At 68.1% G+C, this 17,675-nt stretch carries 18 protein-coding genes; 14 read left to right on the top strand and 4 right to left on the bottom strand.

Annotation, left to right across the window (positions count from 1 at the left end; genetic code table 11):
- Positions 1-85: 85 nt before the first annotated feature.
- Genes ACQPYS_RS27645 through thiO form a run of 3 tightly spaced genes read right to left on the bottom strand, consistent with a single transcriptional unit; the run spans position 86 to position 2,179 of the window.
- Entirely contained in the window at positions 86-865 is a 780-nt protein-coding gene (locus ACQPYS_RS27645) for a thiazole synthase (RefSeq protein WP_433491234.1), read from the bottom strand.
- The gene (thiS, locus tag ACQPYS_RS27640) at positions 837-1,085 is read right to left on the bottom strand and encodes a sulfur carrier protein ThiS (RefSeq protein WP_063038459.1); all 249 of its coding nucleotides are present in this window, start codon (positions 1,083-1,085) and stop codon (positions 837-839) included. Before thiS ends, ACQPYS_RS27645 begins: the two co-directional genes overlap by 29 nt.
- Positions 1,082-2,179 (bottom strand): glycine oxidase ThiO, encoded by a 1,098-nt coding sequence (gene thiO / locus ACQPYS_RS27635; RefSeq protein ID WP_433491233.1) that lies wholly within the window; start codon positions 2,177-2,179, stop codon positions 1,082-1,084. Before thiO ends, thiS begins: the two co-directional genes overlap by 4 nt.
- A gap of 186 nt (positions 2,180-2,365) precedes the next feature.
- Here thiO and thiE point away from each other — a divergent pair, with 186 nt between their 5' ends.
- From thiE to ACQPYS_RS27605, 6 genes are all read left to right on the top strand, one after another.
- Complete coding sequence (gene thiE, locus ACQPYS_RS27630) at positions 2,366-3,064, top strand: thiamine phosphate synthase (protein ID WP_433493147.1); 699 nt, start codon at positions 2,366-2,368, stop codon at positions 3,062-3,064.
- Between the two features lie 115 nt (positions 3,065-3,179).
- Complete coding sequence (locus ACQPYS_RS27625; RefSeq protein ID WP_433491232.1) at positions 3,180-3,491, top strand: helix-turn-helix domain-containing protein; 312 nt, start codon at positions 3,180-3,182, stop codon at positions 3,489-3,491.
- Positions 3,455-3,793 carry a hypothetical protein gene (locus ACQPYS_RS27620; protein WP_433491231.1) on the top strand — a complete coding sequence of 113 codons (339 nt, stop codon included), beginning with the start codon at positions 3,455-3,457 and terminating at the stop codon, positions 3,791-3,793. The genes ACQPYS_RS27625 and ACQPYS_RS27620 overlap by 37 nt, the downstream gene beginning before the upstream one ends.
- A 382-nt stretch (positions 3,794-4,175) precedes the next feature.
- Complete coding sequence (locus ACQPYS_RS27615; protein WP_433491230.1) at positions 4,176-4,538, top strand: hypothetical protein; 363 nt, start codon at positions 4,176-4,178, stop codon at positions 4,536-4,538.
- The gene (locus tag ACQPYS_RS27610; RefSeq protein WP_431939222.1) at positions 4,535-5,203 is read left to right on the top strand and encodes a HEAT repeat domain-containing protein; all 669 of its coding nucleotides are present in this window, start codon (positions 4,535-4,537) and stop codon (positions 5,201-5,203) included. The genes ACQPYS_RS27615 and ACQPYS_RS27610 overlap by 4 nt, the downstream gene beginning before the upstream one ends.
- 509 nt (positions 5,204-5,712) lie before the next feature.
- Positions 5,713-6,438: an ADP-ribosyltransferase gene (locus ACQPYS_RS27605; protein ID WP_433491229.1), complete on the top strand. Its 726-nt coding sequence runs from the start codon at positions 5,713-5,715 to the stop codon at positions 6,436-6,438.
- Between the two features lie 332 nt (positions 6,439-6,770).
- On the opposite strand, the gene ACQPYS_RS27600 is transcribed toward ACQPYS_RS27605, so the two are convergent.
- Positions 6,771-6,926 carry a hypothetical protein gene (locus ACQPYS_RS27600; RefSeq protein WP_431939220.1) on the bottom strand — a complete coding sequence of 52 codons (156 nt, stop codon included), beginning with the start codon at positions 6,924-6,926 and terminating at the stop codon, positions 6,771-6,773.
- A gap of 178 nt (positions 6,927-7,104) precedes the next feature.
- Between ACQPYS_RS27600 and ACQPYS_RS27595 the strand changes: the two genes are divergently transcribed.
- The 8 genes from ACQPYS_RS27595 (at position 7,105) to ACQPYS_RS27560 (ending at position 17,191) form a co-directional block, all read left to right on the top strand.
- Positions 7,105-8,820, top strand: a complete 1,716-nt coding sequence (locus ACQPYS_RS27595) for an acyclic terpene utilization AtuA family protein (protein ID WP_431939219.1) — start codon at positions 7,105-7,107, stop codon at positions 8,818-8,820.
- A gap of 5 nt (positions 8,821-8,825) precedes the next feature.
- On the top strand, positions 8,826-9,968 hold the full coding sequence (locus tag ACQPYS_RS27590; RefSeq protein WP_373861437.1) for an acyl-CoA dehydrogenase family protein: 1,143 nt from the start codon (positions 8,826-8,828) through the stop codon (positions 9,966-9,968).
- A complete protein-coding gene (locus ACQPYS_RS27585) occupies positions 9,965-11,563 on the top strand; it encodes an acyl-CoA carboxylase subunit beta (RefSeq protein WP_063038450.1) in 1,599 nt (532 codons plus the stop codon). The genes ACQPYS_RS27590 and ACQPYS_RS27585 overlap by 4 nt, the downstream gene beginning before the upstream one ends.
- 8 nt (positions 11,564-11,571) lie before the next feature.
- Positions 11,572-13,608: an acetyl/propionyl/methylcrotonyl-CoA carboxylase subunit alpha gene (locus ACQPYS_RS27580; protein WP_433491228.1), complete on the top strand. Its 2,037-nt coding sequence runs from the start codon at positions 11,572-11,574 to the stop codon at positions 13,606-13,608.
- Positions 13,609-13,611: 3 nt separating this feature from the next.
- The gene (locus ACQPYS_RS27575) at positions 13,612-14,772 is read left to right on the top strand and encodes an acyl-CoA dehydrogenase family protein (RefSeq protein WP_433491227.1); all 1,161 of its coding nucleotides are present in this window, start codon (positions 13,612-13,614) and stop codon (positions 14,770-14,772) included.
- Between the two features lie 52 nt (positions 14,773-14,824).
- On the top strand, positions 14,825-15,631 hold the full coding sequence (locus tag ACQPYS_RS27570) for an enoyl-CoA hydratase family protein (protein ID WP_431939216.1): 807 nt from the start codon (positions 14,825-14,827) through the stop codon (positions 15,629-15,631).
- 6 nt (positions 15,632-15,637) lie between these two features.
- A complete protein-coding gene (locus tag ACQPYS_RS27565; protein WP_431939215.1) occupies positions 15,638-16,258 on the top strand; it encodes a TetR/AcrR family transcriptional regulator in 621 nt (206 codons plus the stop codon).
- Between the two features lie 117 nt (positions 16,259-16,375).
- Positions 16,376-17,191 (top strand): tryptophan-rich sensory protein, encoded by an 816-nt coding sequence (locus tag ACQPYS_RS27560; RefSeq protein WP_433491226.1) that lies wholly within the window; start codon positions 16,376-16,378, stop codon positions 17,189-17,191.
- The last annotated feature ends 484 nt before the right edge of the window (positions 17,192-17,675 follow it).

The raw sequence follows: 17,675 nt of genomic DNA, 5'->3' as shown, positions 1-17,675 counted from the left end.
GCGGAGCGCGGTGTCGATAGGGCCCCCGATGGGTAGGTAAAGCCCCGGCCGGCGCCCACTCGCGGTGGGGCCGGTTCTCGGGCATCTACCGTCCGGGTGAAGACGCCTGGGCCCAGAATCGCTTGGGGATCCGCCCCGCCTCCCGCGCCCGGTGACCGGCCCGCACCGCGTCGGCCATGGCGGCCGCCATCAGGGCCGGATGTTTGGCCCGGGTCACCGCGGTGGCCAGCAGTACCGCGGAGCAGCCGAGTTCCATGGCGAGCGCGGCATCGCTGGCGGTCCCGATACCGGCGTCCAGGATCACTGGCACCTGGGCGCGGCTCACGATCATCTCGATATTGTGCGGATTGCCGATCCCCAGGCCGGTTCCGATCGGGGCGCCCAGCGGCATCACCGCCGCGCACCCCGCGTCTTCGAGCCGCCGCGCCAGCGCCGGATCGTCATTGGTGTAGGGCAGCACGGTGAAACCGGCGTCCACCAACTGTTCGGCGGCATCGATCAATTCGATGGGGTCGGGCAGCAGGGTCCGGTCGTCGGCGATCACCTCGAGTTTGACCCAGTTCGTATCCAGCGCCTCGGCCGCCAATCGGGCGGTGAGCACCGCCTCGGCGGCCGTGCGGCAGCCCGCGGTATTGGGCAGCGGCGCGATATCGAGCCGTTTCAGCAGGTCCAGCACACCGGTACCGCCGGCGGCGTCGACCCGCCGCATGGCCACCGTGGTCAGCTCAGTACCCGAGGCCAGCAGGGCCTCCTCCAGTACGGTCAGGTTCTCCGCGCCGCCGGTGCCCATGATGAGCCGGGAGCCGAAGGTGCGGTCGGCGATGCGCAGCGTTTCGTCAGCCACCCTGGACCGCCGTGAGCACATCGATCTCCCAGCCGCGACCCACCGGCTCGTCCCAGCGGGAGCGCGGGAACACGGCGCCGTCGACCGCCAGCGCCACGCCCTGGCACGGCAGTTCGAGGCGCTCCAGCAGTTGGCGGACCGTGAGCTGTTCGGTGAACTCGTGGTCGATGCCGTTCACCGTGACCCCGATCGGCACGGACGATCCGTGCGCCGGTGAGCTCGGTATGGACGACTGTGTCATCGACTACCTCCTGAGGGTGTGGATGCCGTGAACCGGTTCGGGTCGGCCGCCGCGACCTCGGCCAGTGGCTGCCCGTTCAGCTCGGCCACTACCGCCTCGGCGGTGAGCGCGCTGGTCAGCATGCCGTTGCGGCCGTGCCCGGTGGCCGCGATCACGCGGTCGGACAACCGCCCGACGAGGGGGAGGTTGTCGGGGCTGCCGGGCCGCGCGCCGGCGGCGGCTTCGAGCAGTTCGTATTCGCCGATCCCGGGCAGTACGGTCTCGGCGTCCACGATGAGGTCGCGGACGCCGGCGACCGTTACCGCGGTATCGAAACCGGCCTCGTACTGGGTGGCGCCGAGCACCAGGCCGTCGGCGCGGGGCACGAAGTACACGGGCCGCCCGTGCACGCGCGCCCGCACGACCCGGCTGGGCGGCGGTTGGGCGCCGGGGCGGTGGCGTAGGCGCAGGATCTCGCCCTTCACCGGGCGGACCGGCAGTCCGGGCCACAGTTCGGCCGAAGCTGCGCCCGCGGCCAGCACCACCTGCCGCTGATCGAGTCCGGTGAGGTCGTGGATCCGGTCCGGCCGCACGGTCACCCCTGCTCCGGCCGCCGCCTTGCGCAGTGCGGTCAGCAGCCGGCGGTTGTCGATGGCCGGTTCGGTGGGCGCCAGCAGCCCGGCCCGCACCGTGCGGGCCAGCGCCGGTTCGAGCTCCCGGACCCCGGCCCGGTCCAGTACCCGGAGTTCGTGTCCGCGCTCACCGACCCATTCGGCGACTGTGCGCAGGTCGGCGGCATCGGCGGCATCCTGGGCGATCGTCAGGGTCTCGGCGGCGACGAAGACATCCACGCCGGTGACGGCCTCGAGTCGCGCCGCGAAATCCGGCCAGTGGGCCAGGGCCGCGGCACCGAACTCCAGTACGGCGTCCTCGCCGGGCCAGCCTTCCGATAGCGGGGCGAGCATCCCCCCGGCCACCCAGGAAGCGCCGCTGCCCACCGCCGGATCGAACAGGGTCACCGTCCAGCCGGCCTCGGCGGCCCGCCAGGCCACCGCCAACCCGATCACCCCACCTCCGACAACGGCGAGCGTCGAATCGGTGGCCTGCCCGCTCACCCGCGCCACCTCCTCCGGGGACCACGGTGGACGGCGTCGGCGTCGGTACGGCCGGATCGATGGATCGGCGCCGGGCCACATCGCGCCGGTCGGGGCCGACTCGCCGCCCGCGCCGCGCGCGCGGATGTTCGCACTACGTTCCACCTCCTGCAACTTCTCCACGTTAGCGCGGTTACGGTGGCAGTTGTGCAACCGTCCTCCGCTCGCCGACCGCTGCCCCCGCGAGACCGCCTCACGACCGCGCGGCTTTATCTGTGCACCGACGCCCGCCGGGAGAAGGGGGACCTCGCCGAGTTTGCGGAAGCGGCCCTCGCCGGTGGTGTGGACATCATCCAGCTGCGGGACAAGGGTTCGCCGGGCGAGCGGCAGTTCGGTCCACTCGAGGCCAAGGGCGAACTCGCGGCGCTCGCCGAGCTGAAGGCCGCGACCCGCCGTCACGGTGCGCTGCTCGCGGTCAACGATCGTGCCGATATCGCGCTGGCGGCGGGTGCCGATGTGCTGCATCTCGGTCAGCAGGATCTGCCGCCGTGGTACGCCCGCAAGATCCTCGGCCCGGATGTGGTGCTCGGGCGGTCCACCCACGACCGGGATCAGGCCCGCCTGGCCGCGAGTGACGAGAACCTCGACTATTTCTGCACGGGCCCGGTGTGGGCGACCCCGACCAAACCGGGGCGTACACCCGCCGGGCTCGAGCTGGTACGGGAGACCGCGGCCGCGGCGCCGACCCGGCCGTGGTTCGCCATCGGCGGTATCGACGCCGCGACCCTTCCCGAAGTGCTGGCGGTGGGCGCCGAACGGGTGGTCGTGGTGCGCGCGATCACCGCGGCCCCGGACCCGGAGTCCGCGGCGCGTGCACTGAAGGCCGCGCTATTGGACGCCGTCTGACCAGCTTGCCCATCCGGAACTACCGCCGGGCTCCACCGTCGTAGGCCAGGGCACGGTCCTTCCGGAACGATGTCAGCTTTAGCGGCTCGGGTTTCGATCTGTGAAAATTCCACATATGGAGGGCAAGGTGCTTGGCGAGCGGATTGCAGCCGCACGGAAGGACCGCAACCTCACGCAGGATCATCTCGCGAGCCGCGTCGGTATCGAGCGCACTGCACTCGGAAGGATCGAGAAGGGCGAGCGCAAGGTGTCCGCAGTCGAACTCGTGGACCTGGCGGCAGTCCTCGAAATCCCACTGGCGTGGTTGTGCGAGACCCGCTGCCTGCAGTGGTCGGCCGCCGCTCCGAAGCGGGGCCGACGCACGAGTCCACCGAGCGGCTGGACCGTGGGTTGGAAGTGTTCGCCGGTGACGTCGCGTCATTGCTGACCACGGGGGTGATCAAGGCCGTTGCCGACCGCCCGGCCTGGCCGGCCCCACGGTCGTACGCCGACTGCGAACACATCGCCGGCGAGGTGCGCGAACGCCTCGGTATAGGTTCTGCTCCCCTGTACGAGCTTGCCGGCGCCGCCGAGATATTCGGCCTGTACACGTGCTCGCTGCCGCTCGGGGGCGGCGGGGCCGACCGGATGGCAGCGGCAAGAGCAGTCGAACTGCTGCGCGGCTGGCTCGTCGCCGAGGACCTCCCACCACGGCGGGAAGAGTCGGCTGCCGACTACGTGGGCCTGTGACCGCACCGGAGGGGGCTCGGTGGGTGGTATACCCAGCTCGATATCACGGTCGACATGCCGTAGACGAAAGGGGATGGGCCACGCAAGAAGCTCGGCGAGTGCGCAGTCCTGGCTTGTGCTGTCCACCTGCAGGGTGTCGAACCTTTCGTTGCCGGGTAGCTGTCGGAAACGCGGCCAGGCACCGATGGCGCCTGAAGTGCGACAAGCGTCACCATATCTGGAACATGTTTGGGGGGAACCGAATCCGTGGCTGGTGCATCGAATACTGGTGAAGGGAAGAGCTCCGGTCCTTTCGAGCCTGGGCTGAATCCAAGGGGATATGGCCCGAAAAGCTGCATCGAGTTTCGATGCTCGTCCGGAGCTGTAGAACGGGAGAAGCGAAATGTTCGGTAAGGGACTGGTTAGCGCAGCTGTCGTGGTCGGAATGGCGCTGATGGGGGTATCGGTGGGGTCGAGTGCTGTCGCCGCGGCGGCGCCGGGCTATACGACGGTCGACACGCAGGTGCTCGCTGCGCCGTCGAAGGCGACGTGCGACAAGGCTGTCAAGCTGCTGACCCAGGTTGTGCGCTTGACCGAAAAGTACAAGATCAAACTGTCGCCGAAGCGGAAGAGCGAGCTGCAGGCAAAGATCAACAACGGCACCATCACCTCAAACGACCTCCCGGGAAAGATCCAGTCGGAGTTCCCGGGCGAGTTCAAAGGTAAGACGCTCAACGACATCAAGAAGGAGTGTGGGATCAAGTGACCACAGAGGAGCGGCCGGAGGGTGAAAGTCCAGGGTCGGAGGAGTTGACGGCCGAGGAGATGCGCGAAAGTCTCGTGGGTCTGTCGACGATTGAGCTCGCTGCCCGGTGGTCGGTTGGTGACGAGTACGACGACTACTACGAGGCAGTCGCCCGAGAGCTGTACGCACAGGGTGAACCGGGCGTCGAGGTGCTCACACAGGAGCTGGCCGGTCATCGAGTGCCGCAGCTGCGCGCAGCGCTCACCGTCTTGGCAATGCACCAGGGCAGCGAACCGGCGTTCGTCGAGAAGGTCAAGCTGCTGGCAGGTGATTCCGAACCGGTGATAGCCGGGGACGCGATCAGGCTTCTCGGCTCACTCGGTGTCACAGAACTGGGAGAACGCATCCGCGGTTTGGGGGATCATCCGTCGCCGTTCGTGCGGGCCAGCGTGCTGGACTATCTGGCTCGGGCCGAGCCGGAGTTGGCGTATCCGGCGCTGGTGCAGGGCCTTCGCGACAGCGACTACGTCGTGCGTGAGACCGCCGTCGATGCGCTCGACGACCTCGACTCGACGGAAGCGATCCCCGCGATCGAGCCGCTGCTGGAAGACCCTCACGAGGATGTTCGCCAGGCCGCGCGGACTGCCGTGGACAATCTGCGCGGGCGTGCTGGCTCTACCGGCTGAAGGGCCGCATCCGGACATCATCGGCATTCAGGCTCTGCCCTGGTCACTGAACCGGAGAATCTCTGCGCCCAGGAGGGTGGATAAGCTCCGGACGGAGAATCTCAAAATGATGGAACCGAACGACAACTTGCTGTGTCGAAGCTTGTAACAGAACAGATTTCGATCAACGGCTCGCAAGTCGATGGACAGGCGGTGCGAGGACGCCACTATACGGGAGAACTGACTCGAGTGCTGATGGATGTAGCGGCGGTAGGCTGCGGCGCGTGAGCTGAAGGCCGCCCTACCGGCAGCCGACTGGCCAGCTTGTTGGGGCTGGAGCCGGGGCGCTTCGGCGTCCGAAGGCCATACGGCTGCGAAGGAATCCGGGCATTCAATACGCTGGCTTTATCTCTTCGGGATATCGGGCCACGGCTCGGATCACCGGGAAAATTGCTGAGCGGGTGCTTGCCGAAGCTCCGACATACAAAGTGGGAAATCAACCGAATGTTCTGCTGGAGAGTGGATGGGGAATGGCCGATTTCGATCCGACGCCTGTGCCCTCCCGGTTGCCGGCCGACCTCATGAAATACCTGACCGGGCAGATCCAGCAGACACTCGACACCTTGGCCGCCACCGGGTCTGCGAGGATGAGGACCATGGGTCAGGGGAGCGCCGCGGGAGCGAATACGGTGGCCGCCGCGGGCGAGCGAAGCAACCCCGGGTTCGACCTCGAGATAACCGGCACCCCTCGGCTTCCCAGCGAATCCGGTGGGCGATTGATACTGCCGGACCCGGAGCTGACCAGACGGGAGATAATGGCGCTCGAGACATACACCGGAACCGGCTCCCCGGAGATCAACGCAGCTCTTCGGGAAGGGCGTGGCATGGATTTTCGGCACGATATCGACGATCTCCGGTCCGCCCTTCGGAAACTACCGGATTGCCGAGGCATAGTATATCGGCACATCGACCTTCCAGAAGAAATTCTGGTCGAGTATCAAAAGGGTGCAGTAATCAAAGAATTGGGCTTCATGAGCACCTCCACCAGGCCATACGCACTCAAAAAGGGTAATGTGCACATGGTCATGGCGTCGTTCAACGGTAAGTCCGTAAAGAATTATTCGGCCGATCCGGACGAAGAAGAATTTCTGTTTCTCGACGGCACATCATATCAACTTCACACCCGCAACGATCGCATCGAGCAGGGGCGCCTGCACAGCGATATAAGCGCATTGCAGATAGCGGGGATTCCTTGATATAGGGGTCTGGCAAGGGGTTTCGGATCTCCTACGCATGGGTCACGCTGCCGGTATCGCCGCACCGGCGTGCGCAGATCCCGGCGCGCGCCGGCCGTGCCCGGCGCAGAGGGGCAGGGCCGGCGCGTGTTCCGGCGGTGCCAGGGGGAGGTGCCCGGTAGGACCCGGTCGCATCCCCGGGCTCTGGTCCACCGCGACGTCCCGCCTGTCGCGCAACGCGCCGTGCCCTGAGTGTTGACCCCGGCGGGGCTTCGGAAACATGCCCGGGCGCAGGTTCCCGTAGCGGGTGGTCAGGGGTGGTGCGGTTCCGTGTTCGGTGCCGGGTATCGGCGTCAGAGCAGCCAGAGCACGGCGCCCAGTGCCGCGAGTACGGCGCAGACCCCCAGGCTGATCGATAGTGGCCGGGCGGTCTTCCAGGTGGTGTAGGCGCCGCCGATGAGGAATCCGGCGAGGGTGAACAGCAGAACTACGGCGACATCGGTGGACACAGAGTCCTATTGTGCCTGGTCTGGGCGTTGCTTCGGCCCGCGCCCCGAGATCCGGAGATTAACAAGCACGCGTGCTTGATTTTTTACCGGCCGCCTGTGATGCTGGGTCGGTACGCGGACAGCCACGGGCGCATAGCAGCGACCCCGCCCGGTGCCGCGGTAGGAGGCGAAACCGCTGATGAGCGATCTGGCGGCCGATCCCGACCTGATCCGGATCGGCAACTGTTCGGGGTTCTACGGCGACCGGTTCGGCGCGATGCGCGAAATGCTCGAGGGCGGGCAACTCGATGTGCTGACCGGTGACTATCTCGCCGAACTCACCATGTTGATCCTGGGTCGCGACCGAATGAAGGACGCCGGGCTCGGCTATGCCAAGACGTTCCTGCGTCAGCTCGAGGAATGCCTCGGCCTCGCGCTGGAACGCAATGTGCAGATCGTGACCAATGCCGGGGGCCTGAATCCGGCCGCGCTGGCGGCGCGGGTGGGGGAACTGGCGGACCGGCTCGGCCTCGAGGTCCGGATCGGATATGTGGACGGCGACGATCTCACCGGCCGCGCCGCCGAACTCGGCCTCGGCGCACCGCTCACCGCCAACGCCTACCTCGGGGCCTGGGGTATCGCCGAATGCCTGGCCGCGGGATCGGATGTGGTGGTCACCGGCCGGGTCACCGACGCGTCGGTGGTGGTGGGTCCGGCCGCCGCCCATTTCGGTTGGCAGCGCACCGATTACGATCGGCTGGCCGGTGCGGTGGTGGCCGGTCATGTGATCGAATGCGGCACCCAGGCCACCGGCGGCAACTTCGCGTTCTTCCGCGAACTCCCCGATCTCGGCCGCCCGGGGTTCCCGCTCGCGGAGATCCGCGCGGACGGTAGCAGCATCATCACCAAACACGCGGGCACCGGCGGCGCGGTCACCGTGGACACCGTCGCGGCCCAGCTCATGTACGAGATCCAGGGCGCGCGCTACGCCGGTCCCGATGTCACCACCCGGCTCGATACGGTCCAACTCGCCGCCGACGGTCCGGACCGGGTGTCGATCCGCGGCGTCGTGGGGGAACCGCCGCCGCCGACGCTGAAGGTTTCGCTGAACACCCTCGGTGGCTTCCGCAATGAGATGGAGTTCATCCTCACCGGTCTCGATATCGAAGCGAAAGCGGAGCTGGCACGGCGGCAGCTGGAGTCCTGGCTGCCGGAACGCCCGGCCGAACTGGATTGGACCCTGGCCCGGCTGGACCGTCCCGACGCCGAGACCGAGGAGCAGGCCAGCGCTCTGCTGCGCTGTGTGGTCCGCGACCCCGATCCGAACAAGGTGGGTCGCGCGTTCTCCGGCGTCGCCGTCGAACTCGCGCTGGCCAGCTATCCGGGCTGTAGTTTCACCGCCCCGCCCGGCAACGGATCGCCCTACGGCGTCTACCGCCCCGGATTCGTCGACGCCGCCGAGGTCCCGCATACCGCCCACCGGCCGGCCGGATGCCAGGTCCTGGTGGGGGCCGCGTCGGCGACCCGCGAACTGACCGAGGTCCCCGAACCCGAACTCCCCGCCCCGCTTCCGAACACCCCCACGAAACGGGTACCGCTGGGCGAGATCGCGCTTGCCCGCAGCGGCGACAAGGGCGGTGACGCGAATATCGGCGTCTGGGTGCGCACCGAGGACCAGTGGCGCTGGCTGGCGCACACCCTCACCGTCGAGCGGCTACGCGAACTATTGCCCGAAACCGCTCCGCTCGAGATCACCCGGCATGTGTTGCCGAACCTGCGGGCGCTCAACTTCCTCATCTCCGGTCTGCTCGGCGAAGGTGTGGCCTACCAGGCCCGATTCGATCCGCAGGCCAAGGGACTCGGCGAATGGCTGCGGTCCCGTCATCTCGACATACCGTTGGAGCTGCTGCCGTGAGTACTGTGTGGAACACCGCCGAGCGCCGCGAACTACGCGCCACCGTGCGCGCTTTCGCCGAACGCGAGATCCTGCCCTATCAGGACGACTGGGAACGCGACGGGGAGATTCCGCGAGAACTGCACAAGAAGGCCGGGGAGCTCGGCCTGCTCGGCATCCAGTTCCCGGAATCCGCGGGTGGGTCGGGCGGAAGCGGTATCGACGGCGCCGTCGTCTGCGAGGAACTGCATTACGCCGGAGTCTCCGGTGGCGTATTCGCCTCCCTGTTCACCTGCGGTATCGCGTTACCGCACCTCATCGCCGCGGGCGATCCCGCCCAGCTCGACCGCTGGGTGCGGCCGACACTGTCCGGTGACAAGATCGGTTCGCTGGCGATCACCGAACCCGGTGGCGGCTCCGATGTGGGACATCTGACCACCTCGGCCCGCCGCGACGGCGACCACTACATCGTCAACGGCGCCAAGACCTACATCACCTCCGGCTGCCGCGCCGATTTCGTGGTGACCGCCGTCCGTACCGGCGGTCCGGGCGCGTCGGGGGTTTCGCTGCTGGTGGTCGAAAAGAACACCCCCGGTTTCACGGTGGGCCGCAAACTGGACAAGATGGGCTGGCGCGCTTCCGATACCGCGGAGCTGTTCTACCAGGATGTCCGGGTGCCGGTGTCGAACCTGGTAGGGCCGGAGAATTCCGGTTTCCTGCAGATCGCCGCGGCATTCGTCAGCGAGCGGGTCGGGCTTGCCGTGCAGGCGTATTCGAGCGCGCAACGCTGCCTGGACCTCACCCTGGACTGGGTGCGTAACCGGGAGACCTTCGGCCGCCCGCTGATCAGCAGGCAGGCCGTGCAGAACACCGTCACCGAGATGGCCCGCCGGGTCGATATCGCCCGCGTTTACACCCGGGACGTGGCCGCCCGCGCCGCGGCCGGGGAGACCGATCTGATCGCCGAGGTCTGCTTCGCCAAGAACACCGCGGTCGAATCCGGTGAATGGGTGGCGAATCAGGCCGTGCAACTGTTCGGCGGGCTCGGCTATATGCGCGAATCCGAGGTGGAACGCCAGTACCGCGATATGCGCATCCTGGGTATCGGCGGCGGAACCACCGAAATCCTCACCGGCCTGGCCGCGAAAAGATTGGGATACCAGGCATGACGACACTGCGCAGCACCCTCGACACCACGAGTGCCGACTACACCGCGGCGGCCGCGGCCATGACCGCCAAACTCGCCGAGGTCGAGGCGGAATTCGAGAAGGTCATCGCCGGCGGCGGCCCCGAGAAACTCGCCCGCCACCGCAAACGCGGGAAACTGACCGCCCGCGAACGTATCGAACTGCTCATCGACGAGGACTCGCCGTTTCTCGAACTGTGCCCACTCGCGGCCTGGGGCAGTGAATTCCAGGTGGGTGCCAGCACCGTCGCCGGTATCGGCGTGGTGGAGGGCGTGGAATGCATGATCGTCGCCCCCGATCCCACCGTGCGCGGCGGCACCTCCAACCCCTGGACGCTGCGCAAGACATTGCGGGTCAACGACATCATCCGGGAGAACAGACTCCCGGTGATCTCGCTGGTGGAATCCGGCGGCGCCGATCTGCCCACGCAGAAAGAGGTCTTCGTCCCCGGGGGGCGGATGTTCCGTGACCTCACCCAGGCGTCGGCGGCCGGTATCCCCACCATCGCCCTGGTCTTCGGCAACTCCACCGCGGGCGGCGCCTACATCCCGGGCATGTCCGATCACGTGGTCATGATCAAGGAACGCTCCAAAGTGTTCCTGGGCGGCCCGCCGCTGGTGAAGATGGCCACCGGTGAGGAATCCGACGACGAATCCCTGGGCGGCGCTGATATGCACGCCCGGGTCTCGGGCCTGGCCGACTACTACGCGCTCGACGAACAGGACGCCATCCGCATCGGCCGGCGCATCGTCAAACGGCTGAACTGGAAGAAACAGGGACCGGCGGCGCGCACCTCGGTGCTCGAACCGCGGTACGACCCGGACGAACTATTGGGGATCGTCCCGCCCGACCTGAAGATCCCGTTCGATCCGCGCGAGGTGATCGCCCGGATCGTCGACGGCTCCGATTTCGACGAGTTCAAGCCGCGCTACGGCTCCAGCCTGGTCACCGGCTGGGCCGAACTGCACGGGTATCCGCTCGGTATCCTCGCCAATGCCCGCGGGGTGCTGTTCTCCGAGGAATCGCAGAAGGCCACCCAGTTCATCCAGCTGGCCAACAAGACCAACACCCCGCTGCTGTTCCTGCACAACACCACCGGCTACATGGTCGGGAAGGAATACGAGCAGAAGGGCATCATCAAACACGGTGCCCAGATGATCAACGCGGTCTCCAATTCCAAGGTCCCGCACATCTCCGTGCTCATGGGTGCCTCCTACGGCGCCGGTCACTACGGTATGTGCGGCCGCGCCTACGACCCCCGGTTCGTCTTCGCCTGGCCCAGTGCCAAATCCGCGGTCATGGGCGGGGCGCAACTGGCCGGGGTGATCTCCATCGTCGGCCGGGCCGCCGCCGAGGCCCGCGGGCAGGCGTTCGACGAGGAGGCCGATGCCGGCATGCGTGCCATGGTGGAGGCGCAGATCGAGGCCGAATCGCTGGCCATGTTCATGTCCGGGCGGCTCTACGACGACGGGGTCATCGACCCGCGCGATACCCGCACAGTGCTGGGTATGGCCCTCTCGGCCATCCACACTGCCCCTGTCCAGGGCGCCGAATCCTTCGGCGTTTTCCGAATGTGAGGCCGGTCGTGTCGAATTCGCAGCAGCTGATCACCAGCGTCCTGGTCGCCAATCGCGGTGAGATCGCCCGCCGGATCTTCGCCTCCTGCCGCCGGATGGGCGTGGGCACGGTGGCGGTCTATTCCGACGCCGACGCCGGATCTCCGCATATCGCCGAGGCCGACGCCGCGGTCCGGCTGCCCGGGAACACGCCCGCGCAGACCTACCTGCGCGCCGATCTCATCATCGCGGCCGCCCAGGCCACCGGTGCCGACGCCGTCCACCCCGGCTACGGGTTCCTCTCCGAGAACGCGGAATTCGCGCGCGCGGTGGAAGCGGCCGGACTGGTCTGGATCGGGCCGCCCGCCGCCGCCATCGAGGAGATGGGGTCCAAGGTCGCGTCCAAGAAGATGATGGATGCCGCCGGGGTGCCGGTGCTGGCCGAACTCGATCCGGCGGAGGTCACCGCGGCCCAGCTCCCGGTGCTCATCAAGGCTTCCGCCGGGGGCGGCGGCCGCGGTATGCGAGTGGTGCGTGACCTGGCCGAACTCCCCGGGCAATTGGAAGGCGCTCGCCGGGAGGCCGAATCGGCGTTCGGCGACCCCACTGTCTTCTGTGAGCGCTATCTGGAGACCGGCCGTCATATCGAGGTCCAGGTGCTGGCGGATACGCACGGCACCATCTGGGCTGTCGGCGAACGCGAGTGCTCGATCCAGCGCCGGCACCAGAAGGTCGTCGAAGAGGCGCCGTCTCCGCTGGTGGAACGTATCGATGCCGGTCGGGTACCGGATTCGGGGCCGGGTATGCGGGACCGGCTGTTCGAGGCGGCCCGCCAAGCCGCCGCCGCCATCGGCTACACCGGTGCAGGTACGGTCGAATTCCTGGCCGACGAGTCCGGTGAGTTCTTCTTCCTGGAGATGAACACCCGCCTCCAGGTGGAGCACCCGGTCACCGAATGCACCACCGGGCTCGACCTGGTCCAGTTGCAGCTGGAGGTGGCCCAGGGTGCTTCGCTGGCCTCGGAACCTCCTGCCCCGCACGGTCATTCGATCGAGGTCCGGCTCTACGCCGAGGATCCCGCGCAGGACTGGCAGCCGCAGAGCGGAACCATGCACCGCATCGAGATCCCGCAGGTCGCGGCGGAATTCGACCTCCTCGGCCGCCCCGGGGTCCGGCTGGATTCCGGCGTGGTCGACGGTTCGGTGGTCGGGGTGCACTACGACCCCATGCTCGCCAAGGTCATCTCCTACGGCCGCACCCGGGCGGAGGCGGCCCGGCTGCTGGCCGGCGCCCTGCACCGGGCCCGGATCCACGGCCTGGTCACCAACCGCGACCTGCTCGTCCGGGTCCTGCGCCATCCCGCCTTCCTGGCCGGTGATACCGATACCGCGTTCTTCGCCACGCACGGCCTGGACGCCTTGGCCACACCCCTGGCCGGTGCGGACGACGAGGAACTGTCGATCGTCGCGGCCGCGTTCGCCGAAGCGGCCGCCAACCGGGCACGGGCCGGTGTGGTCGCGGGTGCGCCGAGCGGCTGGCGCAATCTGCCGTCGCAGGCGCAACGTAAGTCCTACGAGAGCCGCGCCACCGGTACGCACGATATCGACTACCGGTTCACCCGGGGCGGGGTGGAGGTCGCCGGGCACGACGGTCTGGAATTGATCTCCGCCACGCCCGATCAGGTCGTACTGGCGGTACCCGGCGCGCACGGCTCGGTCCGGCGGCAGTTCGCCGTCGCCCGCTACGACGATCTGGTCTGCGTGGATTCCGCGCTCGGTCCGGTGTCGGCGCGCCGCCTGCCGCGGTTCACCGACCCCGCCGACCAGGTGGCCACCGGGTCGCTGCTGGCGCCCATGCCGGGCAGCGTGATCCGGCTGGGCGCCGAGGTCGGCAGTGCGGTGACCGCCGGCCAGCCGATCCTGTGGCTGGAGGCCATGAAAATGGAGCACACCATTGCCGCGCCCGCCGACGGTGTGCTCAGTGCCGTGAATGTCGAAGTCGGCCAACAGGTCGACGTGGGTGCCGTTCTCGCCGTGGTGGATCCCGCCACCGAAGACCAGGAGTAGGCAATGAGCTTCATCGAATCCGACGAACGCAAAGAACTGCGCGCCGCCGTGGCCGCGCTGGCCGCCAAGTACAACTACCGCGATTACGTGCTGCCCCGGGCGCGGAAGAACGAACCGCTGGACGAACTGTGGTCCGAGGCCGGGAAGCTGGGTTTCCTCGGCGTGAACCTGCCGGAGGAGTACGGGGGCGGCGGCGCCGGGATGTACGAACTGGCGCTGGTGATGGAGGAGCTGTCCGCGCAGGGCGCCGGCCTGCTGCTCATGGTGGTCTCGCCTGCCATCTGCGGCACCATCATCACCAAGTACGGGACCGACGAGCAGAAGTCCGAATGGCTGCCCAAGCTCTCCGACGGTTCGGCCAAGATGGTCTTCGGTATCACCGAACCCGACGCCGGTTCCAATTCGCACCAGATCACCACCACCGCCCGCCGCGACGGCGACGACTGGCTGCTCACCGGCCGTAAGATCTTCATCTCCGGTGTCGACCAGGCCGAGGCGGTGCTGATCGTCGCGCGCACCGAGGACCACAAGACCGGCAAGCTCAAGCCCGCCCTGTTCATCGTCCCCACCGACGCGCCCGGGTTCGAGAAGACCCCGCAGGAGATGGGCATCATCGAGCCGGACCACCAGTTCACGCTGTTCCTCGACGATGTCCGGCTGCCGTCCACTGCCCTGGTAGGTAAAGAGGACGCCGCCCTCATGCAGCTGTTCGCGGGCCTGAACCCGGAGCGGATCATGGGCGCCGCCATGGCGGTCGGCGTCGGCCGCTACGCCCTCGACCGCGCGGTCGAATACGCGCGCGAGCGCGCCGTCTGGAAGACCCCGATCGGCGCGCACCAGGGCATCGCGCATCCGCTGGCCCAAGTGAAGATCGAACTGGAACTGGCCCGGCTGATGATGCTCAAGGCCGCCACCCTCTACGACGCCGGTGACGAGATGGGCGCCGCCGAGGCCGCCAACATGGCCAAATACGCGGCCGCCGAGGCCAGTATCAAGGCGCTCGACCAGGCTATCCAGACCCACGGCGGTTCCGGTCTCACCTCGGAATACGGCCTGGCCGCAATGCTCGGCGCGGCCCGGATCGCGCGGGTGGCCCCGGTGAGCCGGGAAATGATCCTCAACTTCGTCGCCCAGCATTCGCTGGGCCTGCCGAAGTCCTACTGACCACCGGTGGGCCGGGCGTCGTCCCCGGCTCACCCAGAAAGGCAGGGCCACCGTGACCGGAACCGAGACCCGGGTCGTCGGCTACACCGTCGAGGACGGGTTCGCCACCCTCACCCTCGACTCCCCGCACAACCGCAACGCCATCTCCTCGCGCCTGGTTACCGAACTCCTGGCGGGCCTGGAACGCGCCGCCGCCGACCCGCAGGTGCGCGCCGTGGTCCTCACCCATACCGGCAATACCTTCTGCGCGGGAGCGGATCTGAAGGAAGCGGTGGACGCCGACCCTGCCGCCGCCTCCGATATCCGTACGCAATGGATGGTGCGGCTGCTGCGCACAATCCTGGAACTCCCGAAACCCGTGATCGCCCGGGTGGACGGCAATGTGCGGGCCGGCGGTATGGGTCTACTCGCGGCCTGCGATATCGTCGTCGCCGGGCTGTCCAGCAGTTTCGCGCTCACCGAGGCGCGGCTCGGTCTGGCCCCCTTCGTCATCTCGCTAACCCTGCTGCCGAGGCTGACCCCCCGTGCCGCGGACCGGTATTTCCTGACCGGTGAGAAGTTCGACGCCGATACCGCCGAGCGGATCGGCCTGATCACCCTGGCGACGAACGATCCGGCCGCCCGGACCGCCGAACTACTGGACGAACTGCGCGAAGCCTCCCCCCAGGGCCTCGCGGAGAGCAAACGTCTCACCACCGCGCCGATCCTGGCCGGATTCGATCAGTCCGCCGACGAATTGGCGGCCCGCTCGGGCAGTTTCTTCGGCACCGAGGAAGTGATCGAGGGCATGACCGCGTTCCTGCAACGCCGCCCGCCCCGCTGGGCCGTCCCGGCCCTCGAAACGCCCTCGGCAGAATAGGCCGCTATGGCGACACCCCACGAACCCAAACAGGACCGCAGCCGGGCCACCCGGCAGCGGCTCCTCGAGGCGACCATCGACTGCCTGGCCGAGAAGGGCTGGGCAGCGGCGACGGTGGCGGTGGTCGCCGAACGGGCCGGGGTGTCCCGAGGCGCGGCCCAGCACCATTTCCCGACCCGCGAAGACCTCATCACCGCCGCCCTCACCTACATGTTCGACACCCGCACCGACCAGGCGGTATCCGCGGTGGTCACCGAACCCGGCCTGGCCCGCACCGAAGCCGTGGTGGCCGGGCTGGTCGAGTCCTACACCAGCACGCTGTTCAAAGCCGCCCTCCAGGTCTGGACCCACGCCGCCGCCGACCCGGCGCTCCGCGAACGTATCGTCCCGCTGGAAGCCCGCTTCGGCCGCGGCGCCCACCGTCGCGCCGTCCGGGCGCTGGGGGTCGACGACTCCGACCCGGTCGCCCACCACCTGGTCCAGGCCACCCTCGATCTGGCGCGCGGACTCGGTCTGGCCGATGTTCTCACCGACGATTCGGCCCGCCGCAAACAGATCGTCCACCAGTGGGCGGTCACATTGCACGAGGCGCTGGAAGCCGGACCGGGACGAGACGGTCGGGGCTGAGCCGGCTTATTCCGCGTTGCTCTCGTGCGGCACCTGTCGGCGACGGATGTCCTCGCAGCAGCCGCCAGATATCCGACCGCGGTGATTGGATACGCGGCGAGCGGGCATTCGGGCCCCATGACCGACCGGACATCCGATACTTCCAGGCAGCTACTGCTCGCGGCGGCTGCCGTCGTCGCGGCGGTCGCCGCAGTGATCGGTTCGGGCGCGCTGGGCGGTACACCGATCGCGGAGGCCGCGGGCGGTGCGCTCGCGGCCGACGCCACCTTCGTCGCTCCCGCCGGGCCGGCCTTCGCCATCTGGTCGCTGTTGTACATCGGGTTTCTCGCGCTCGCGGTATGGCAGGCCTTACCGGCGCAGCGTGGGAATCCGCGGGTACGGGACCTGTGGTGGCTCATCGCCCTGTCGCTGCTGCTGAACGCGCTGTGGATCGCCACCGTGCAGTTCGGCTGGGTGTACGCGAGTGCCGTGGTGATCCTCGTATTGCTCGTGACATTGGCGGTGGTCTTCGCCCGCTGCCTGCGAACGCGTCCGGCGAGCCCGGTCGAAGCCGTGCTGCTCGACGGCGTGATGGGCCTGTACCTCGGATGGGTTGTTGTCGCGACGGTGGCAAATATCGCCGCGGCGCTGAAAGCCGGGGACGTCGGTGGCCTCGGCCTCGGCGCGGAGCCGTGGGCGGTGGTGGTGCTGGTGCTCGCGGCCGCTGTCGGGGCCGGCTTGGCCTTCGTCAGCGGCGGGCGGCCGGCGTTCGCCCTCGCCATGATCTGGGGGCTCGGGTGGATCGGGGTCGGCCGGCTCGCCGGCTCGCCGGAGTCGGTGCTGGTGGGTGGTGTCGCGGTGGCCGCCGCGGTGGTGGTGGCGCTCGCCACCGGCGCGGCGCGCCTCCGGTGGGTTGCCTCGGCTCGCTCCGCGCGAGCGGCGACCACCTCCTGACCCCGCGTATGGCTTATGCGGATACTGGAGCGAATCCGGTATCGAACGCTGGAGCCGGGTGTGTGACCCGCCGATACTCGCCCGCGCTCAGCGGACCGCGATACGGCCGCAGGGCAATGGCCACATCGCTCACCGGGCGAAATGCCATTCTTCTCCACACTTTGCCGCCTTGTTCTACTCGAGCCATCCGCGGCGCCGCCGGTCTTCGAAATAGAGATCGTCTTCGTCGGGCTCGTCCGGGGTCACGACCACGTCTCGTCTGTGGCGCCGGGCTTCACGGCCCGGGTGAGGCGATACGGCGGTCGTTCCGGTCTCCGGTTCCGCGGCGGGCATCGCGTACGACGGTTGCGTGGCTCCGGCGTCCGATGAGACGCCCGGCGCAGGAGTCGGTGCCTCGGTCGACTGTCGGCGGTACTGTTCGAGGTCAGTTCTGCTCTGCTCGGCGAGACGTTCTGGATAGATCGATATGATCCCGGATATATGA

Origin of the sequence: Nocardia grenadensis (assembly GCF_050942415.1) — a bacterium.
Lineage (GTDB): Bacteria > Actinomycetota > Actinomycetes > Mycobacteriales > Mycobacteriaceae > Nocardia > Nocardia grenadensis.
Note: the sequence above shows the minus strand (reverse complement) of the source record. Positions and strands in the feature narration are given on the sequence as shown.

Coding starts and splice junctions, on each gene's coding strand:
- ACQPYS_RS27560 (WP_433491226.1), top strand. CDS start 16,376: ATGACCGACCGGACATCCGATACTTCCAGGCAGCTACTGCTCGCGGCG.
- ACQPYS_RS27585 (WP_063038450.1), top strand. CDS start 9,965: ATGACGACACTGCGCAGCACCCTCGACACCACGAGTGCCGACTACACC.
- ACQPYS_RS27625 (WP_433491232.1), top strand. CDS start 3,180: ATGGAGGGCAAGGTGCTTGGCGAGCGGATTGCAGCCGCACGGAAGGAC.
- ACQPYS_RS27575 (WP_433491227.1), top strand. CDS start 13,612: ATGAGCTTCATCGAATCCGACGAACGCAAAGAACTGCGCGCCGCCGTG.
- ACQPYS_RS27565 (WP_431939215.1), top strand. CDS start 15,638: ATGGCGACACCCCACGAACCCAAACAGGACCGCAGCCGGGCCACCCGG.
- thiS (WP_063038459.1), bottom strand. CDS start 1,085: ATGACACAGTCGTCCATACCGAGCTCACCGGCGCACGGATCGTCCGTG.
- ACQPYS_RS27645 (WP_433491234.1), bottom strand. CDS start 865: ATGTGCTCACGGCGGTCCAGGGTGGCTGACGAAACGCTGCGCATCGCC.
- ACQPYS_RS27595 (WP_431939219.1), top strand. CDS start 7,105: ATGAGCGATCTGGCGGCCGATCCCGACCTGATCCGGATCGGCAACTGT.
- ACQPYS_RS27605 (WP_433491229.1), top strand. CDS start 5,713: ATGGCCGATTTCGATCCGACGCCTGTGCCCTCCCGGTTGCCGGCCGAC.
- ACQPYS_RS27615 (WP_433491230.1), top strand. CDS start 4,176: ATGTTCGGTAAGGGACTGGTTAGCGCAGCTGTCGTGGTCGGAATGGCG.